The sequence below is a fragment of the Serpentinicella sp. ANB-PHB4 genome (assembly GCF_031432315.1).
GTDB lineage: Bacteria > Bacillota > Clostridia > Peptostreptococcales > Natronincolaceae > Serpentinicella.
In genome coordinates, this window is record NZ_JAVKGO010000006.1 from 138,325 (window position 1) to 153,271 (window position 14,947).

Sequence of the window (14,947 nt, forward strand, 5' to 3'; positions counted from 1 at the left end):
TCAACTAAGGGAGGTTTTTCTAATGCACACCAAAAAAATAACAAATCTTAAAGATTTAGTTAAGTTTTACGGTGGGAAAAAATCCGATGTGGAAATAGCATATATGTTAGATGTCCCTATAAATACAATAAGAGCGACGAATGCTAAAAAAACTAACAAATAGTTCTGGGTTTCAATTAATGCTTGCTAAAAACCAGTCAGTTTCTACCACTTAGATTCTGACTGGTTCTTTTATTATATACTTGTTAAGTTGTTCAAGTTGTTTGCTCAATTTGTTTTTGAATTTCTAATTTTTTTAACTTTTTTAAGAAATAGCTATATTTTAAGTGATCTTGTGGTGTATTAACTATCTCCTCTTCACAATTTTTACAAATAAATCTATTTAATATAACAATGCCCTTCTTCTCACTACTTGTATCACAAATACAACATTGTAATTCCATAGTCTCTTCCCCCTAACTTTTAAATATACCTTAATTATCTCCCATAATAATTATTTTATTCAAAAGTCAAGTACATTGTTATCAACTATTTTTATCAAATTGACGTTGTAACTCCTCGTACAATACATTGTTAGGCTCAAATATAAAGGATTTCTTCTCATTATTTTTAAAATACTCTACTAAATAGGATTTTTTTCCCTTGGTCTTGCAGCATAGTTTAGATACTTCCTTTTGTTTTTGAGTACCCTGTGCCTCTTTAACTAGACATATTGATTGAATATCACTAACTTTAATATTAAGTATTTTTTTCTCTTTTTTGCCTACTTCTTTTGCAATAGTTAATTCATCACCAATTAGTGTGTAGGTGTAGGCTGTAATAGATGCATTTACTAAATAAAAACATAGTATTAATCCAAGTACCAATAACACTATACTGGTCCCGTGGCCTAATTTAGATGGTAAGTTGTTGGTTAGTTCTATTCCTATATTTATAAGAAATAGGGCTATTAACATATATATAGTTATTTTCCTAAAAGGCTTTTTTGACTTTTTTACGGTTTGCTTTAGCATGAATGCCACAGTTTAAACTCTCCCTTTAAATCTTTGACTATTTAATTACTTTTAAATTACCGGATTGACTTTCTTCTTCCATCTTAATTTTTCTTCGTTTCCCTTTTTTATTAACTTCGTGTTTTACACATGAAAATAATGTTAAAAACATTATAAATAATGGCACTAATATTATAACTAAAATTGCAATGTTTTTAATCTGTGTAATCATTTTATCCTCCATAATTATATTATTTAGTTAAAATTCTTTGTTCTATGATTTTAAACAATTAATCTATAAATGTAAAGTATATATAATCGCACAATTTTTTGCATAAATTTTCCTTTTGTTAATTTGTATGCTATACTCTTATTATTGTATAATCATTATTAGACACACTTCTAGTTTTCGTACTAAATTTATAAAAATAAATTTTTAATTGGAGGTTGTGCAAAATGAACAACCCTTATATAAAAGAAGGTAATTCTATAAAGTTAGAAGTTAATATTATCCCCCCACCACAACCACTAGATGGGGTTATTGAAAATATATTCGATGATTATCTTGTTATAAAATGTACCCACTCCTATATACAAAAAGAGCCCCAAAAAGTTAGTTGTACCATTCCACACAATGAAAAAGTTTGTATGTTTCCTAGTACTTTAGAACGTTCTAATGAAAATATTGTTTTTGTAAGTATGCCAGAGGTTCATACCGTCAAGCTGATACAACGAAGACAATATGTTCGGGTACCATTAATAACTGATATTACTTGTTATCTTCTGGTTATTAATAATACTGCTGTCATTGGAGATAAAGCCTTTTCGGCTACAATAAAAAATATAAGTGCAGGGGGTGTTCTAATTGCATCAAAACTTTCTATACCAGAACAATCTATCTTTGGCTTTGAACTTAAAATTGAAGATAAAAATTTTGTATTTACCGCCTGTGTTGTTAGAAACATGAAAAATCATCAAGACCAAGTATTCGAACACGGATGTGAGTTCATTGGTCTTGATGACAAGGATCGCGAAACACTTATTTCATTTTGTAGTCGTGAAAATAATAAAGTGAAATAATTGAAATTTCAATTTATTACTCACCAAAAGCTTTTAGTTCTAAATTTTACTTGGTAGTTTTCTTGTAAATTTTTTCTGTACTATATACATACCAAAAACCATTAATATTAAAACCCCATAAAGAATTAAAGTTTTTATAGAAAAAATATTGTTTGCATTGTTCCCAATACTCCCAAATAAAATTACTTTAGGCAAAATTCCCAAAACAGTTCCTATAACAAATTGTCTCATATCCACCCCTACAATACCAGCTGTAACCGTAAGTATGTCATAAGGAATTCCGGGTATAATTCGCATAAAAAAGACTGTTCTAATGATTTGCTCTTCTTCCATTGTTATTAACTTTTCTCTATATTTGTTTTTGGCAAACTTAGAAAAGAATTTGGTAAAACGTTGGGATAACCGATACACCAAAACAGTTGAAACAGTAAAGCTTACTAATGTGTAAAGTGTCCCAAAGAAAGTTCCAAATATTAGTCCCCCAGCAATAAATATCACTGGTGCAGGAATAAGAAGTAACGTTTTTAAACTCCCAATTATTATAAAGACGATAATTCCTAAACTACCATATCCTGCTACTGTACTTTGAATTGTATAAAGATCAATATTCAAATTGTTTTTAATTTGTATTAATAGCACAAAGATGCAAGCACATATAAAAAAATATGCCGCTTTTTTTTGCCAACTACCTATATTCATATAAACCCCTCTTCTCTAAACTATAGGTCTTATCTTTATATTATATCATTATTACTCCATTAAAGACATTATGCGTAGGCAGATTTTATATAAAAACTTTACACTATTTATTTACAAAAATATATTTGATAATGCTTTTTTATAGATAAAATGATAAAATATACTATAATATATGTCTAAAGGGAGGGTTTATATGCATCATTTAACCCAAGCACAAAAAAACTTATTACTAATCTCATTGATTATTATTGGATTAGCTTTTATGGCTATGATTTTTATGCCGTCTTATTTATCTTCTACTGCTAATACGAATTATGTCGAGTTTACTATTGAGTCCGGTTCATCTTTGGATTCCGTAGCAGAAGGACTATACGAAAAAGATATTATAAAAAGTCGTTTGTGGTTTAAATATAAAGCTAAATCAGATAATATTGATAAAAAAATAAGACCTGGGACATATCAAATTGAACCCGATATGTCTTTTGATGCGCTTTTCAATATGTTTCAACGGGGATCAAATTCATATGTTGTATTTACAGCACCTGAAGGCATTACCCTTTATCAAATAGGAGCTAGAATTGAAAACCTAGATTTAGGGACACAAGAGGAATTTATCAGTGCCACAGAACGCTATTTTAACAAAAACAGTTTTGATTTTAATACAGATGACCTATTTTTTAATTTAGAAGGCTATCTTTATCCTGATACTTATCATTTTTCAGAATATCAAAGTATAGATGATATTGTGTTTCAAATGGCAAAAACAATGGAAGATGTGTTTACACAAGCGTATCTGGATAGGGCAGAAGAGTTAGGCTTATCTATTCATGAAGTGTTAACCATTGCTTCTCTAGTAGAGAAGGAAACTTTTTATGATGCGGAACGGGAAAAAATAAGTGGGGTTATATATAATCGATTAGAGCAAGGAATGCGTCTCCAAATTGATGCTTCTGTTATTTATGGATATGGCGAAGGGATAAAACATATTAACAGAGTGTTATACGCACATTTAGATCAAGATACACCCTTTAATACCTATCGTAGAGATGGTATTCCACCTGGTCCAATAGGGTCACCTAGTGAAGAATCTATACGTGCTGCTCTTTATCCTGAAGATCATGATTACTTATTTTACGTACTAGGTGAAGGCGGCCATGTGTTTAGTAAGACTTTTGCAGAACACCAAGAAAATGTTCGTGCTTATCGTAATATGGTAAATAATAACTAGAGGCCTATGGCCTCTAGTTATTATTTTTTATATGTAATTAGCGCTTTTTGTATTTGAAGCCGTGATACAACTCCAAACTTAAAATCTAATCTTTTACCTCATTAGCTTCTTTACCATTTTAAATAATGACTCAATCTCTTCATCATTTCCAGCCTTTAGTTGATCTGTTATACAATTTTTTAAATGACTTTCCATTAAAATAAGTTCTACGGCGCCAAGTGCAGACCGAGATGCTTCTATTTGGTTAATCACATCGTCACAATAAGTTCCCTTTTCAATCATACTTTTTATACCTCTTATTTGTCCTTCGATTCTATTTAAACGGTCTAAAATAGATTTTTGTGCTTTTAAAGATTCTTCCGTTGGTATTTTTTCCATGTTCTATTCACTCCTTATTCACCTTATTTTACTATACCCTGTCTAGGTACTCAATATGTATTTTTATATTTTTTTCCAATTTGAATTGACAAATAGGTTTTTAACCCTTATTATATTATTAATCATATAAGATTAGTAGGTTAATAGGAGGGATATATTGAAAATATCTACAAAAGGAAAATATGGATTAATTGCAATGATTGATTTAGCGATAAACTATAAAGGTAGTTACATACCTTTAAATGTTATTGCAGAAAGACAAAATCTATCTACTAACTATCTTGAACAGCTCTTTTCGCCTCTTAAAAAATCTGGATTAGTTAAAAGTGTAAAAGGTCCTCAAGGTGGGTATATTTTAGGTGATGACCCATCCAAGATTACAATCGGCGCTATTCTAAAAGTACTAGAAGGGAATTTATCCGTTATTAATACACAGCCTACAGATAATCTTGTAGAGCAGTGTCTAAAAATACACTTATGGGATAAAATTGATGAAAAAGTTCAAACTTTTATTTACGATCAAACCCTTGAAGAATTAACCAATGAATATATAAAGATGAACAGTAACTCTGGATATATGTTCTATATATAATTAATAAATCGCATAATTAGTTATGTGATTTCTCAATTTAAAATAAAGGGAGTGTTTTTATGAAAATCAAGAAAAATATTACTGAATTAATTGGGAATACACCCATGTTAGAGTTGGGTAATTATTCAAAATCATATAGTATTAATAGCGCTATAATTGGAAAACTTGAATACTTTAACCCTGGTGGAAGTGTTAAAGATAGGATTGGATATGCAATGATTAAAGATGCAGAAGATAAAGGCCTAATTACAAAAGGTACTATTATAGTTGAACCTACTAGTGGTAATACTGGTATTGCTTTGGCTTATGTTGCAGCTGCAAAGGGTTATAAATTAATTCTAACAATGCCTGATACGATGAGTTTAGAACGTAGAAGTCTCTTAAAGGCTTTAGGTGCTGAGCTTGTATTAACTCCAGGCTCTTTAGGCATGAAAGGTGCTATAGATAAAGCCCAAGAAATTGTGAATAATACCACTAATGCTTATATGCCTCAACAATTTGAAAATTCAGCTAATCCAGATATTCATAGAAAAACCACTGCTGAAGAGATTTGGCGAGATACAGAAGGGAAAGTTGATATTTTTATAGCTGGTGTTGGTACAGGAGGTACTGTTACTGGCGTAGGTGAAATTTTAAAAGAGAAAAATTCTGACATAAAAGTAATAGCAGTAGAACCTACAGATTCACCAGTTCTATCTGGGGGCAAAGCTGGTCCTCATAAGATTCAAGGTATTGGTGCAGGCTTTACTCCTAGTATATTAAATAGAGATATTATAGACGAAATATACCAAGTAAGTAATGAACAAGCTTTTGAAACATCAAGAAAAATTGCTGAAACAGAGGGGCTTTTAGTTGGTATTTCATCTGGTGCTGCAGCTTATACCGCTACACAAATTGCAACGCGACCAGAAAATAAGGGAAAGAATATTGTTGTTATTTTGCCTGATACAGGGGAAAGATATTTGTCAACAACCCTTTTTCAACCGGAATAAAGCAAACTGGTAAATTTCAAATTAAGTTTTTTTATTGACATGTTAAAAAATATAGAGTACTATTATAAAAAATTAATAATTTTTCTCATCAAGAGAGGTGTAGGGACTGGCCCGATGAAACCTCGGCAACCTTCATATACGTTATGAAAGGTGCCAACTCCAGCAATATTAAAGATATTGAAAGATGAGAGAGGCCTTTTATAGACGATTATATTTGTATAAATATAAGTTTTTTAATAACCTCTTTCATCATCCTCAAATGATGAAAGAGGTTATTTTGTTTTTAAATTCTAAATTTAAAGGAGCGATTATTTATGAGTAAGAAGCGTTTAAAATTTGACACACTACAGCTACATGCAGGACAACAAGCAGATCCTACTACGGGTTCTAGAGCAGTTCCAATTTATCAAACTACCTCTTATGTTTTTAACAATACTGACCATGCAGCTAATCTATTTTCATTAAAAGAGCCCGGGAACATATACACTAGAATTATGAACCCAACAACAGATGTTCTTGAACAAAGAATTGCGGCTCTAGAAGGAGGGGTTGGGGCATTAGCTGTTGCATCAGGACAAGCAGCCATTACCTATTCTATTTTAAATATTGCTAATACTGGAGACGAAATTATTTCTGCTAGTACCCTTTATGGAGGGACTTATAATCTATTTTCAACAACGTTACCTAAGTTAGGTATTAATACAGTATTTGTAGATCCAGATAACCCAGAAAACTTTAGAAAAGCTATTAAAGGTAATACAAAAGCTATCTATCTTGAAATAATAGGTAATCCAAGTATTAATTTAGTAGACATTGAAGCTGTTGCAAACATTGCTCATGAGAATGGTATTCCTTTAATAGTTGATAACACTTTTGGTACTCCTTATTTGATTCGACCAATTGATTTTGGTGCTGATATTGTCGTTCACTCTGCAACAAAATTTATTGGAGGTCATGGTACATCAATTGGTGGATTAATAATTGACTCAGGGAATTTTGATTGGGCAGACAGTGGTAAATTTCCTGGATTTACTGAACCAGATCATAGTTATAACGGTATTAGATATGCTCAATATTTAGGAGAATTAGCATTTATCATAAAAGCAAGGGTTCAGCTTTTAAGAGATACTGGATCCTCACTTAGTCCATTCAATGCTTTTTTACTTCTACAAGGACTTGAGACTTTATCCCTCAGAGTAGCTCGTCATGTGGAGAATTCAAAAAAAATAGCTAATTTTTTACAAAATCATCCCTTAGTTTCTTGGGTTAACTACCCTAGCACAAAAGATAATAAATATTATGAATTAGCAAAAAAATATTTTCCAAAGGGTGCTGGTTCTATCTTTACTTTTGGTGTTAAGGGTGGAATAGATGGGGCTAAAACATTTATAGATAACCTAGAAATTTTTTCATTATTAGCTAATGTTGCTGATGCTAAATCTCTAGTTATTCATCCAGCGAGTACTACACATGCACAGTTAAGCGAAGAGAAACAAAAGTTAGCAGGAGTTACACAAGATATGATTCGATTATCTGTAGGTTTAGAAGATGTAAAGGATTTAATTACAGACTTAGATCAAGCATTAAATAGCACAAAGTTAACCTAACATAAAAAAAGTTACTAATACCACTTTCCATAGGAAACTCTATAATTCATTCGTTATCGTATACTTATTTTTATCAAGTTGCTAGTAGGCATTTCTATAGGTGTGAACGTTGTTATATTTACAATCCTAATGGAATATGCCTATTTAAGGTGTTGTGGAATTGTATACTTCTATGGGTATAGTACAGTGTATACAACAGTTTTTAGTTTAATAATATTAGTACAAGGAGTTCAAACTAATAGGTAACCAAATATCATCAAAATAAAGAAAATTCTTTATACTAAAATCTAAATATAGTAACTAATTGTAACATGTATCAAATTGTATCTTTGTTAATATCATACTTATATTTAAACAATTCTAATGATTAATATCTAGTTTTACAAGTCACATAATGTTACTTAATTTATGTGACTTTTTAAAATTAATATTTATACAGCATATTTGGCATATATTATCTATTGGCACTTATTTTGCAAAGTAATATAATAACATCAAAGGAGGCGATTAAAATGCCCTATTTTACAGTAAATGACATCAATCTATATTACGAAATAAAAGGCAATCCTGATGCTGAAGAAACGATTATTTTATTTAATGGCATCATGTCTGGTATTGGTACTTGGACTCCAATTTTAGACGCTCTTGAAAAATTAAACTGCAAAATAATTCTTCATGACTTTAAAGGCCAACTTCTTTCTGATAAGCCTGAAGGTCCCTATACTTTAGCAGAACATGCTTCTGAGGCAAAGGCGCTATTAGATTTCTTAAACATAAAAGAATTTCATGCAGTTAGTACATCCTATGGTGGTGCTGTAGCTATGCGGTTTGCTACAGATTATCCTGAAAGTGTAAAAACGATTACGATTATCAATTCACTTAGTGAAGCTGATGAGATTATTAAACTACATATTAAATCATGGCGTTCTTTAGCCCTTACAAAAAACGCCCATGACTTTTTCTGGAGTTGTGCACCTGCTGTTTATAGTAATACTTTCCTTGAAAAATATAAAAAGGGTATTGAACAAAAAATAAAAGAAATGGAAAATATTCCTGATGACTTTTATTTTGGCCAACTTCAGTTATATAAAACATTTAATAATGGTGTTGGATTAACTCCCCAATTAAGTAATATAAAGTGTCCAGCTTTAGTCGTATGTGGAGAAAATGACGTAATTACTTCCTTAAAGTTTTCAAAAATTATCGCCAACAACTTACCACAATCAGAATTTGTTGTTATTCCAGACTGTGGACATGCTGCTATTTTAGAAAAGGCAGATACGATAACAACATTATTATTTGGATTTTTAACAAAACATTTTGTTAAATAAAAGTATTTCTATCAAGAAAAGCGCGTATAAAAATTAAAATACGCGCTTTCTTTCATCTTATTATTTTTTACAGTAAAGGATGTTCGCTTAAAGCTTTCAGTCTCATCCAACGACGATCTACTTCATGTTGTATACTTTCCATTCGCTTTTTATTATTCTCTTCTAATAAATGTTTTGTTATTCCCATGCGCTTAAACCAACTTGCCACAGGAATCTTATTTTTTGATTTTTCAGGATCATAATTCAGTGTGGTTATACCATGGTATATTTCAAATAAAGGGAAGTAACAAGAATCAACAGCAGTCCCAATCACACTTCTTTGTTCTTCAGGGGGACTTTTCCAATTTAACGGACAAGCTGAAATTGCTTTTACATAAGCTAATCCTTCCTTCTTTGATACATATTGTGCTTTTGCAATTTTTTTAATAAAATCAACAGGATGAGACTCTGCTACAGTAGCTATATAAGGTATATGGGTACCTGCCATAATCATAGGTGTATCTTTATGAAAAGTGCTCCACTCATCCCCTTTTTGAAATGAGCTTTTTCCTTCAAATGAAGGGCCTACAATTGATGTTTTGCTTTCAGCTAAGTGGGGCGTTGTATAAGAAAGTTGGTACCCAGTGTTCATATACCCACCGTTATCATATTCAAAAATGATCATATTGTGATTTCTTATTGCAGTACCAATTGCGGGACCCATTCCAATATCCATACCACCATCACCACTGACCATAACAAAAGTAATATCCGTATCCTGTGGTATCTCTCCTCGTCTTTGTTTCTCATGAAACATTTCAACAACTCCACTAAGGGTCGGTGCACCGTTTTGAAATAAATTATGGATATATGTACTTCTAAATGCTGTATGTGGATATCCGGTTGTTACAACCATTCCACATCCGGTTTGAAATAAAAAAACTACATATCCATTTAGCCCCTTTGACAATAAGTTTAAGTTGGGAAATATTCCACATCCAGGACAGGCTTGATGACCAGGAGCTATTCTTTTTGGTAACCCCGTCATATTACGGGTGTTCACCCCTTTGACACTAAGCACTCCAGTTTCTTCTTTTTCAACTGTTACACCATTATCAAAGTATTCGACTGTAGGTTTATCAATATATTGTTTTGCCTCCGTATTATTATTTCCTTCATATGAACCAACATAACTAAAAGTATTTTTAATTTTCCCATGCTCTGCAACTTCTAATGCTTCATTTAATAAGTCTACTGCATCTTGTATGAAAAATTCTTTTCCACCTAAACCATATACTCTACTAAATACTAAAGTGCTGTTTTCTGGATCATCTTTTAATGTGCTTTTAATCTCAATACTCATATTCCCTGCTTTTGTTCCATAACTTTCTTGTCTATCTGCTACACATAGCGCTTTTACATTTTTAAATGCTTTCTGTATTTCTTTACTTGGCCAAGGTCTAATGACATTAGCAGCAATAGCACCAACTTTTTTGCCTTCTTTTCTTAAGTTATCTACTGCTTCCATCGCTGTATCAAAAGATGAGTTCAGTATGAAAATGCAAGCCTCAGCATCTTCAACTTGATATGTTTCTAATAAATCATAATATCTTCCTGTAACCCTGCCAAACGCTTCAAATACCTTTGGTAAAGCTTCATAGGCTTTGTCCATTGCTTCGCTTAGCTGTAGCTTATTATTTATTAAGTCTGGTTCATTCATATATGGACCAAAAGTTTTAGGGTTTTCTACATCTAATGCATGATAGACAGGTTCATATTTACCTATAAATCCTTGTACATCTTCATTGTTTTTAAAAATATGATTTTTTCTTTTCTGGTGACTAGTAAAAAAACCATCACTTGCAATCATTGCTGGCAACATAACATCTTTTTGTTCTGATAATTTAGTAGCTATAATATTAAAGTCATATACCCTTTGGGGGTCTTTAGCCATTAAAGTGATCCATCCTGAGTTTAGTGTATACATGATATCACTATGATCCCCTTTTATATCAAGGGGCCCTGAAACAGCTCTTGTAACAACATTTAATATCATAGGTGCTCTAGTCCCAGATTGCACTGGTAACTGTTCTAATGCATATAATAAACCATTTGCAGATGTTGCATTTATTACTCTACCTCCGGCAACCGATGCACCATAACATATTCCTGCTGCACCATGTTCCCCGTCTGCAGGAATCAATACAATTTCATGCTCACCTTCTGCCTTAAACGCACTTAATTCTTCCGATATTCCCGTTGAGGGTGTTATTGGAAAATAACCCATAACATGAAAGTTCATTTGACTTGCTGCAATAGCAGCCATTTCATTACCGTTCTTGAATATACTTTTTTGTTCTCTCATTATCTTATCCCTTCTTTCAATCTATAACTTCACTGTTAATTTATCTATTTCATGATCTATCTCTAATTCCTCAGTTAATGCTTCAACTGGACATACATCTACACATCTTAAACAACCTTTGCAAAACTGATAATCCAACCCTAAATTAAACATTTGTATTTTTTGTTTCTTCTCATCTTCTTTTAACTCAAATTTATAGCAATAATCAGGACAAGTCATTTCACACATCCCACAATGAATGCACCTTCCTTCATGAAATAATGGAATTTTGCCTTGTCTACTAGACTGATTATTTTTTAATATACTATTTCCTGGCTCAACAATGACACCTCCTATAGGTGCATTTTTATAACCCCACTTTGTTTTCATTTCTTCAAATTCAATATAAGGGAATTTGCCATCCTCCTCAAAATGTGCTAATTCAACTTGTTGATAACCAGCATTAAATCCTCTTATATTCGATTCAATTTGAAATTCTGTTTTTTTGCTAAAGGTTTGCTTTATACTATTAATCATAGCATCTTTATCCATAAACTCCATCATTCTAGTAATGGCGCCAATCATAATGGTATTCATTACAACTTTTTCATCGTAAGCAATTTTAATGGCATCTACAGTAACCACAGTGCCTCCTACTAACCTTAAATAATCTCTGGCCTCTTGTGGACTTTTATCTGTATTTATAACAACAATTGTATCAGAGGTTACTCCGGCTGTTATAGGAAGTCTAGCAGCTAAGTTTTCATGAAAAACACCTAGTATATTAGGTTTTGTTACAGGACTATTAATCCTTAAATGTTTACAATCATCACAATATCTTATATAAGAGCTAACAGGTGTTCCTTTTTTTTCTGAACCATAGGTAGCAAAATTTGATCCATTATACCCCATCCCCATGACTCCAGCTTCTGCAATAATTTTTCCAGCAACATTTGCTCCTAAACCACCTATACTTTCTAATCTAATTTCAAAAAAACCATACTTGTTTTTAATTGGTAATATTGCTTCCTTCACTACTATACCTCTTTTCTTTATAATTTAGCATGAATGTTATATCTTCTTATCTTATAAATAAAAATACATAATAAAAATATAAATTTTTATTATGTTAATCTATCTATATAATTTTTTAATACATAACCGTCATCAGGTGTATATTTCAAAACTCTTGTATCTTCAGTATTAAAATTCTTTAAGTACACTGTAAACAGATTGTCTTGTTGATCAACTTCATAAAGTATGCATCTATACCCTGTATCATAATACGCCTTAAAATTTTTAATTGGTTCTGAATTAAAATTAATGTTCATAAAGTCATATCCTTTCTCTTAGTTTTTTCCCCTATGAAAAAAATTAATATAACTATATTACTTATTACCTTTAAGATCAGGCTAATATTTTTAAACCGCTAAACTTTTATATTTACTGTCTCTTAATTAAGAGTATAGATTTATAATATTATTCTTAGATTTATCTAAAGATATAAATTTTATTCATTGTAGTAAAAAACAAACACTAACTTTTAACTTAATACATATTAATATTAGTATCTAATACGCCGTAAAACGGTTTACAAAACAAGTGAGGTGCGTTTATGTATTATAGTAATTACAACCAATCATACTACTTCTCTAAAAGAGCAGTGGCTTATTTAAAACCTAGTCCAAAATTCCCTAAAATTAGAGGTACAGTATATTTTTTTGATGTGCCAAACGGCGCAGAAGTTTGGGTTGAAGTATTTGGACTCCCAGAATATACACCAGCAACAAATGATCGACCACCAATAGGACCTCATGGTTTTCATATACATGAAGTTGGCATTTGTGATGGGAGTAATGATGAACCATTTGAAAGTGCAGGAGGTCATTGGGCACCTGATGGTCAACCTCATGGTAATCATGCTGGAGATCTTCCAGTTCTTTTTTCTAATAATGGATACGCTAGAATGCAATTTTTTACTAATAGATTTAAGGTCAATAATATTATAAACAAATCAATAATTATCCATATTCATCCAGATGATTATAGAACCCAACCTACTGGTGATGCTGGTGAACGGATTGCCTGCGGTATAATTAAAAGGTCTTATTAACATAGTAGAAAAGTAGCACTTTCCTACTATATAAAAAAGAAGATCACCCTTTGGTGATCTTCTTTTTATGTGATTCTTTATGAATATTTTCTAATACTTTCATAAACAAGTTTAGTGTTCTAATCCTATCATCATCTTCTACACTATATAAGGAGTTTGTAGTTATAGGGCTATTTCTGTTATTTTTAAGTCTTCTATTTCTAAATTCATCTAGTTTAATTACCTTACAGTTACTCATTATTTCACTTCCCTTTTTAGAAGTTTATATATATATTATTCTACTTATTTTAATTTATTCCTTCTAAATGGAAGGATAAATTATATTTAAAGATTCACATCTCACTATCAAAAACTAAAAAAAATACTCCATCATTTCTGTGAAGTATCTTTACATTTGTATCGCAACGACCCACTCTCCCAGGCGATCTCTCACCAAGTACCATCGGCGGTTAAGCAGATGTCCCAAAAGTAGTTTGGTGTCAGTCGCTTATACAGAGTACAAGTTGATGACCAAAAGTGTGTATTTCCTACTTTTGTGTCAGCAACTTAGTTAAAAATAGACGTATTACTTTCCTTGCACAAATCATAGTAATGGGTCTATTTTTAACTTCCTATTTAATATTTAAGCCCTTTCAGCGCTTTGTTTATCCTAATTAGAAATTAAATAAACAAAAACTAAAAAAGATACTTCAACATTTCTGTGAAGTATCTTTACTTTTGTATCGCAACGACCTACTCTCCCAGGCGATCTCTCACCAAGTACCATCGGCGCTGAAGGGCTTAACTGCTGTGTTCGGTATGGGAACAGGTGTGACCCCTTCGCTATAGTCACGACATTTGAGATATTCTCTCAAAACTACACAATATTTAAAGTAAAGTTTCATCTTTTGGTCAAGCCCTCGACCTATTAGTATCGGTTAGCTTAATACATTGCTGCACTTACACCTCCGACCTATCTACCAGATCGTCTTTCTGGGGTCTTACTCCTTGCGGATGGGAAATCTAATCTTGAGGGGGGCTTCGTGCTTAGATGCCTTCAGCACTTATCCCTTCCGTACTTAGCTACCCAGCTATGCTCCTGGCGGAACAACTGGTGCACCAGCGGTACGTCCATCCCGGTCCTCTCGTACTAAGGACAGCTCCTCTCAAATTTCCTACGCCTGCGACGGATAGGGACCGAACTGTCTCACGACGTTCTGAACCCAGCTCGCGTACCACTTTAATGGGCGAACAGCCCAACCCTTGGGACCTACTACAGCCCCAGGATGTGATGAGCCGACATCGAGGTGCCAAACCTCCCCGTCGATGTGGACTCTTGGGGGAGATAAGCCTGTTATCCCCGGGGTAGCTTTTATCCGTTGAGCGATGGCCCTTCCACTCGGAACCACCGGATCACTAAGCCCGACTTTCGTCCTTGCTCGACCTGTATGTCTCGCAATCAAGCTCCCTTATGCCTTTGCACTCTACGCACGATTTCCGACCGTGCTGAGGGAACCTTTGGGCGCCTCCGTTACTCTTTAGGAGGCGACCGCCCCAGTCAAACTGCCCACCTGACAGTGTCCCAAGACCAGTTAATGGCCAAAATATACACGGGCCAGACTACCAGTTAAGG

17 protein-coding genes, 2 rRNA genes and 1 riboswitch are annotated in these 14,947 nt (G+C 32.7%); of the genes, 8 read left to right on the top strand and 11 right to left on the bottom strand.

The features are described from left to right. Positions 1–22 precede the first annotated feature (22 nt). The gene (locus tag RH915_RS06945; RefSeq protein ID WP_310478858.1) at positions 23–163 is read left to right on the top strand and encodes a hypothetical protein; all 141 of its coding nucleotides are present in this window, start codon (positions 23–25) and stop codon (positions 161–163) included. Between the two features lie 91 nt (positions 164–254). On the opposite strand, the gene RH915_RS06950 is transcribed toward RH915_RS06945, so the two are convergent. The 3 genes from RH915_RS06950 to RH915_RS06960 form a co-directional block, all read right to left on the bottom strand. Next, positions 255–443 carry a sigma factor G inhibitor Gin gene (locus RH915_RS06950; RefSeq protein ID WP_310478859.1) on the bottom strand — a complete coding sequence of 63 codons (189 nt, stop codon included), beginning with the start codon at positions 441–443 and terminating at the stop codon, positions 255–257. Between the two features lie 81 nt (positions 444–524). Then, positions 525–1,022, bottom strand: coding sequence for a hypothetical protein (locus RH915_RS06955; RefSeq protein WP_310478861.1), 498 nt, complete (start codon positions 1,020–1,022; stop codon positions 525–527). 28 nt (positions 1,023–1,050) lie between these two features. Then, complete coding sequence (locus tag RH915_RS06960; RefSeq protein WP_310478862.1) at positions 1,051–1,224, bottom strand: hypothetical protein; 174 nt, start codon at positions 1,222–1,224, stop codon at positions 1,051–1,053. Positions 1,225–1,448: 224 nt separating this feature from the next. Here RH915_RS06960 and RH915_RS06965 point away from each other — a divergent pair, with 224 nt between their 5' ends. Then, positions 1,449–2,072 (top strand): flagellar brake protein, encoded by a 624-nt coding sequence (locus RH915_RS06965; protein WP_310478863.1) that lies wholly within the window; start codon positions 1,449–1,451, stop codon positions 2,070–2,072. A gap of 39 nt (positions 2,073–2,111) precedes the next feature. Here the strand turns inward: RH915_RS06965 and RH915_RS06970 are convergent, their stop codons facing one another. Next, entirely contained in the window at positions 2,112–2,771 is a 660-nt protein-coding gene (locus tag RH915_RS06970) for a TVP38/TMEM64 family protein (protein WP_310478866.1), read from the bottom strand. Between the two features lie 193 nt (positions 2,772–2,964). Between RH915_RS06970 and mltG the strand changes: the two genes are divergently transcribed. Continuing rightward, complete coding sequence (gene mltG / locus RH915_RS06975) at positions 2,965–3,999, top strand: endolytic transglycosylase MltG (protein ID WP_310478867.1); 1,035 nt, start codon at positions 2,965–2,967, stop codon at positions 3,997–3,999. A gap of 93 nt (positions 4,000–4,092) precedes the next feature. Here mltG and RH915_RS06980 read toward each other — a convergent pair whose 3' ends face one another. Then, on the bottom strand, positions 4,093–4,377 hold the full coding sequence (locus tag RH915_RS06980) for a metal-sensing transcriptional repressor (protein WP_310478869.1): 285 nt from the start codon (positions 4,375–4,377) through the stop codon (positions 4,093–4,095). A 157-nt stretch (positions 4,378–4,534) separates the two neighbouring features. Here RH915_RS06980 and RH915_RS06985 point away from each other — a divergent pair, with 157 nt between their 5' ends. From RH915_RS06985 to RH915_RS07000, 4 genes are all read left to right on the top strand, one after another. After that, a complete protein-coding gene (locus tag RH915_RS06985; RefSeq protein WP_310478870.1) occupies positions 4,535–4,969 on the top strand; it encodes an RrF2 family transcriptional regulator in 435 nt (144 codons plus the stop codon). 59 nt (positions 4,970–5,028) lie between these two features. Then, positions 5,029–5,961: a cysteine synthase A gene (gene cysK, locus RH915_RS06990; protein ID WP_310478871.1), complete on the top strand. Its 933-nt coding sequence runs from the start codon at positions 5,029–5,031 to the stop codon at positions 5,959–5,961. Positions 5,962–6,043: 82 nt separating this feature from the next. After that, positions 6,044–6,152: riboswitch (SAM riboswitch) on the top strand. Positions 6,153–6,275: 123 nt separating this feature from the next. Continuing rightward, on the top strand, positions 6,276–7,568 hold the full coding sequence (locus RH915_RS06995) for a homocysteine synthase (RefSeq protein WP_310478872.1): 1,293 nt from the start codon (positions 6,276–6,278) through the stop codon (positions 7,566–7,568). A 512-nt stretch (positions 7,569–8,080) separates the two neighbouring features. Then, positions 8,081–8,899 (top strand): alpha/beta fold hydrolase, encoded by an 819-nt coding sequence (locus RH915_RS07000; RefSeq protein WP_310478873.1) that lies wholly within the window; start codon positions 8,081–8,083, stop codon positions 8,897–8,899. Between the two features lie 67 nt (positions 8,900–8,966). Here the strand turns inward: RH915_RS07000 and RH915_RS07005 are convergent, their stop codons facing one another. The 3 genes from RH915_RS07005 to RH915_RS07015 form a co-directional block, all read right to left on the bottom strand. Then, positions 8,967–11,243, bottom strand: a complete 2,277-nt coding sequence (locus tag RH915_RS07005) for a thiamine pyrophosphate-dependent enzyme (protein WP_310478874.1) — start codon at positions 11,241–11,243, stop codon at positions 8,967–8,969. A gap of 21 nt (positions 11,244–11,264) precedes the next feature. Next, the gene (locus RH915_RS07010) at positions 11,265–12,257 is read right to left on the bottom strand and encodes a 2-oxoacid:acceptor oxidoreductase family protein (RefSeq protein WP_310478875.1); all 993 of its coding nucleotides are present in this window, start codon (positions 12,255–12,257) and stop codon (positions 11,265–11,267) included. Positions 12,258–12,346: 89 nt separating this feature from the next. Next, positions 12,347–12,553 (bottom strand): hypothetical protein, encoded by a 207-nt coding sequence (locus RH915_RS07015; protein ID WP_310478876.1) that lies wholly within the window; start codon positions 12,551–12,553, stop codon positions 12,347–12,349. 284 nt (positions 12,554–12,837) lie between these two features. On the opposite strand from RH915_RS07015, the gene RH915_RS07020 reads away from it, so the two are divergent. Next, positions 12,838–13,335 (top strand): superoxide dismutase family protein, encoded by a 498-nt coding sequence (locus tag RH915_RS07020; protein WP_310478877.1) that lies wholly within the window; start codon positions 12,838–12,840, stop codon positions 13,333–13,335. 43 nt (positions 13,336–13,378) lie between these two features. On the opposite strand, the gene RH915_RS07025 is transcribed toward RH915_RS07020, so the two are convergent. The 3 genes from RH915_RS07025 to RH915_RS07035 form a co-directional block, all read right to left on the bottom strand. Next, positions 13,379–13,573: a hypothetical protein gene (locus RH915_RS07025; RefSeq protein WP_310478878.1), complete on the bottom strand. Its 195-nt coding sequence runs from the start codon at positions 13,571–13,573 to the stop codon at positions 13,379–13,381. A 481-nt stretch (positions 13,574–14,054) separates the two neighbouring features. Further along, positions 14,055–14,171 (bottom strand): 5S ribosomal RNA (rrf, locus tag RH915_RS07030). Between the two features lie 51 nt (positions 14,172–14,222). Beyond that, a 23S ribosomal RNA gene (locus RH915_RS07035) occupies positions 14,223–14,947 on the bottom strand; the annotation flags it as partial.

Coding starts and splice junctions, on each gene's coding strand:
- RH915_RS06945 (WP_310478858.1), top strand. CDS start 23: ATGCACACCAAAAAAATAACAAATCTTAAAGATTTAGTTAAGTTTTAC.
- RH915_RS06950 (WP_310478859.1), bottom strand. CDS start 443: ATGGAATTACAATGTTGTATTTGTGATACAAGTAGTGAGAAGAAGGGC.
- RH915_RS06960 (WP_310478862.1), bottom strand. CDS start 1,224: ATGATTACACAGATTAAAAACATTGCAATTTTAGTTATAATATTAGTG.
- RH915_RS06965 (WP_310478863.1), top strand. CDS start 1,449: ATGAACAACCCTTATATAAAAGAAGGTAATTCTATAAAGTTAGAAGTT.
- RH915_RS06970 (WP_310478866.1), bottom strand. CDS start 2,771: ATGAATATAGGTAGTTGGCAAAAAAAAGCGGCATATTTTTTTATATGT.
- mltG (WP_310478867.1), top strand. CDS start 2,965: ATGCATCATTTAACCCAAGCACAAAAAAACTTATTACTAATCTCATTG.
- RH915_RS06980 (WP_310478869.1), bottom strand. CDS start 4,377: ATGGAAAAAATACCAACGGAAGAATCTTTAAAAGCACAAAAATCTATT.
- cysK (WP_310478871.1), top strand. CDS start 5,029: ATGAAAATCAAGAAAAATATTACTGAATTAATTGGGAATACACCCATG.
- RH915_RS06995 (WP_310478872.1), top strand. CDS start 6,276: ATGAGTAAGAAGCGTTTAAAATTTGACACACTACAGCTACATGCAGGA.
- RH915_RS07000 (WP_310478873.1), top strand. CDS start 8,081: ATGCCCTATTTTACAGTAAATGACATCAATCTATATTACGAAATAAAA.
- RH915_RS07005 (WP_310478874.1), bottom strand. CDS start 11,243: ATGAGAGAACAAAAAAGTATATTCAAGAACGGTAATGAAATGGCTGCT.
- RH915_RS07015 (WP_310478876.1), bottom strand. CDS start 12,553: ATGAACATTAATTTTAATTCAGAACCAATTAAAAATTTTAAGGCGTAT.
- RH915_RS07020 (WP_310478877.1), top strand. CDS start 12,838: ATGTATTATAGTAATTACAACCAATCATACTACTTCTCTAAAAGAGCA.
- RH915_RS07025 (WP_310478878.1), bottom strand. CDS start 13,573: ATGAGTAACTGTAAGGTAATTAAACTAGATGAATTTAGAAATAGAAGA.